The 3049-nt window shown below is 60.4% G+C and carries 5 protein-coding genes and 1 pseudogene; 1 reads left to right on the top strand and 5 read right to left on the bottom strand.

Annotated features, from left to right (window positions below; translation table 11 throughout):
- Positions 1-316, top strand: a pseudogene (locus ENZ75_RS26690) (histidine kinase); the annotation flags it as partial.
- A gap of 95 nt (positions 317-411) precedes the next feature.
- Here the strand turns inward: ENZ75_RS26690 and ENZ75_RS26695 are convergent.
- From ENZ75_RS26695 to ENZ75_RS26715, 5 genes are all read right to left on the bottom strand, one after another.
- A complete protein-coding gene (locus ENZ75_RS26695; protein WP_013529278.1) occupies positions 412-657 on the bottom strand; it encodes a YMGG-like glycine zipper-containing protein in 246 nt (81 codons plus the stop codon).
- An 83-nt stretch (positions 658-740) separates the two neighbouring features.
- The gene (locus ENZ75_RS26700) at positions 741-1067 is read right to left on the bottom strand and encodes a hypothetical protein (protein ID WP_013529279.1); all 327 of its coding nucleotides are present in this window, start codon (positions 1065-1067) and stop codon (positions 741-743) included.
- A gap of 121 nt (positions 1068-1188) precedes the next feature.
- Positions 1189-1368: a hypothetical protein gene (locus ENZ75_RS26705; RefSeq protein ID WP_063169142.1), complete on the bottom strand. Its 180-nt coding sequence runs from the start codon at positions 1366-1368 to the stop codon at positions 1189-1191.
- Between the two features lie 123 nt (positions 1369-1491).
- Positions 1492-2523 (bottom strand): sensor histidine kinase, encoded by a 1032-nt coding sequence (locus ENZ75_RS26710; RefSeq protein WP_063169141.1) that lies wholly within the window; start codon positions 2521-2523, stop codon positions 1492-1494.
- Positions 2524-2702: 179 nt separating this feature from the next.
- Positions 2703-2870: a DUF1328 domain-containing protein gene (locus tag ENZ75_RS26715; RefSeq protein ID WP_013529282.1), complete on the bottom strand. Its 168-nt coding sequence runs from the start codon at positions 2868-2870 to the stop codon at positions 2703-2705.
- Between the last annotated feature and the right edge of the window lie 179 nt (positions 2871-3049).

The raw sequence follows: 3049 nt of genomic DNA on the forward strand, positions 1-3049 counted from the left end.
GCTCGACGAAACCACGACGCAAGCGCTCGGCCTGACCTTCCACGAACTGGCGACGAATGCGCTGAAATACGGCGAGGCCGGCAATTCCGTTGGGGCGCTGAAGGTGGACTGGTCGCTCGAAGGCCGAGGGCGCGACAGGGTGCTGGCTCTCAACTGGCGCGAAAACGGGCAGAAGAAACTTGAAGCGCCCGCCGAGACCGGATTCGGCACCAAGCTGATCGACCTCAACGTGACGCGCGAATTGCGCGGTACGATCAAACGGGATTACCAAGCCAATGGGCTGAACGTGGAAATCAAAATTCCACTCGCCAATTGAGCGCGACCGTTGCCGACAAGGGGGAAGCATCCAGACATCAAAAACCCGGAAGCCGGCGGACCGGCCTCCGGATCGACGTTTCGATTATCGCCGAATTAGTTGCAGCGAGCCGTGTAGATCCGGCCGCGATGATCGCGATATTGGCAATAGCCGTTGCGCAGGTTGCGCACCAGCAGGCCGGAACCGGCACCCACGGCCGCGCCGATCAGCGCGCCCTTACCGCCGCCGACCAAGCCGCCGACACCGGCGCCGATCAAGCCGCCGCCAACCACGTCCTTCTCAGTCGAGGTGCAGCCGCTGACCGCGACCACCGCAACCAGGGCAATAATCATCTTCCGCATAGAGTCACTCCTCACTTTGTGTCCTCACTTTAGTAAGCTCCAGCCGCCATTTAGCATGAAATGACGGCCTTTGCTGCTGCAATCTATTGTTGGTGAAGATAGTCTTTTTCTGGGCGTATCGTGTTCGATGCCATTACCAGGCTGGAAATTGCCAAAGACGCGTCAAGCGTACCATCGGCGCGCACATTCCAGACGATCTGATCATAGTCGTCCTCAAGCGCCGGATCGACCGCAAGGCATTTGGCGACGATGTGGTCAGCCTGCCCTTGCACGTCGCCCAAGACGAATGGGCGTTCGGCCACGCATTGCTCGGCCGTCGCGAAAACGCTTACGGGCACCTGGAGTTCACGGCAGTCGGCCATCGTGTTCGAGCAACCGATGACCAGCAACAATGCAGCGATATGTTCCATGGCGAGAAGTCCTCTCGCCATAGTAACGGTCTACATTCGCCAAAGTTCCTGGCTGGCTTGATCGGCCGGGGAAATAAGATGGCGCTACAGCCGATTCGGCCACCGGCCGAAACGAGGTGGCCTAGTAGACCAGTTGGTGCAGGGCGACCGCCATGATCACCGCCACCAAGGCCAGCGCAACTAGGCGCAAAGCTCCGTTGGGAACAGGAGCCAGCGGTGGCGTGGAAGCCTCTGAGTCCTCAAACTCGCCCATGGAAATCCGGGCGGCCTGCTCCAGTCTGTTCATGTCGGCAACCGTCAAGGCATTCCTCCCACCATGCTGTAAATCCTGCTGCGGAAATGTTCGGTGATGCAACAAGTTCCAGCGGTATCTGGGAAAAACAGCATCTGCTTTTATGGTGAACGGCGGGTTAAGGAAGGTCGCTCAATCCGTCTCGAAATTGCCGTGCGGAACGACAAGGCGGTATTCAAGGCGGCCAGCCGCGATTTCGAGCGTCGCCGTTCCGTTCAGTGACGCCGGCACGACCCGTTCGAGTGCGACGCTGCCGAAGCGCTTCTCGCTACGCCTGACATCACTGGCGCCGATTGCCTCCGCCCATGTCAGGGACAGGGAGGTTCCCGTGTCGTCGGCGGTCAGGTTGGCTGTAACATTGACGTACCCGCCGGGCCGCGACAGGGCGCCGTAGCTCACCGAATTGACGGCGAGTTCATGCATCGCAAGGCCGATATGCAAGGCAGCGTTGGGATTGAGATAGGGGTTTGCCCCCTGAAACCTCAGGCTCCGAACCGGATCGCCGCCATAGCGGCCAACCTGGCCCGATACGAGTTCGCGAAGTGCTGCACCCCGCCAGTTGGAAGAGGTCACGAGATCCTGGGACGAGGCCAGCGATTGCAGCCGGCCGCGAAAGCGTGTCAGGAAATCGCCGATGCTGTCGGAGTAGCGGCCGGTCTGGGTGGCTATGCTCTGGATGATCGCCAGCAGGTTTTTCGAGCGATGGCTCACCTCTCGCAACAGCGTCGTCAGGGTCTGCTCGCGGCGCTTCTGCTCCGTCGTCTCGACCATCGTGGTGACGACGCCTTGCACGGTGCCACCATCGCCGTGATCGGCATCGATCCACACCTCGAACCAGCGGCTGCCATCCTCGACGGGAACGCTGATCTCGAGACGTTGGGGGTTGCCGGATGCAATGACGTCGCGCTTGGCCGCGCCGATGCGGTCGGCCTGCGCCTCCGGCAGGATGCCGATGCTGTCGGCGGTGTCCGAAACCCAGGGCGCACGCATGTTGCGCGCCCATACGGTTTTCATCTCGCGATCCTGGTAGAGAACGGAAATGCCGGCATTGTGCAACGCGTGAAGAAGAGCACGGCCGAGCTGCATGCCGCTGTCGGCGGGATGGAGGGCGATGACTTCATCGCTTTGCACGGCGTCTTTCCTGTTTCCGGTCCTGGAACCCATCGGCCAATCTGTCCACCCAATTCAGGCTGAACGGCTCATCGTTGAATGGGTTCCAAACAGGTTTCCGGAAAACCCGCCGCCAAAAACGGTCCGCCGGACGGCGTCCTTTGAGGGACACCGCCCGGCGGTGGCTGGAAACCGTTTGAGGGGTGCGGCTTCCAGTGTTCGGCCGTCCGTCCTTACGAAGCCCGTTTGAACAGGCCCGCAAGAAGCGAAATGACCAGGAAGGCGAGGAAGATGAAAAACAATATCTGCGCTATGCCGGCGGAGGTACCGGCGATGCCGCCGAAACCAAGCGCGCCGGCGATGATGGCAACGACGAGAAATACGAGCGCCCAGTAAAGCATGATCCATCTCCTTCGAATGGTGCGATGAAAACGTGGGTGGTTGCGGTTTGTTCCCACCCTTTGCCGAAAAAGACCGTGCTTGCAAATCGTTCGAGCGGAACCGCAGGAATTCACCGTCGCCGCCCGGGTGCATCAGGCGGCACGAAGTGACGAATTGATCATCTGGAGAGATTCGGGAG

The organism is Mesorhizobium sp. M7A.F.Ca.CA.002.04.1.1 (genome assembly GCF_004022805.1).
GTDB lineage: Bacteria > Pseudomonadota > Alphaproteobacteria > Rhizobiales > Rhizobiaceae > Mesorhizobium > Mesorhizobium ciceri.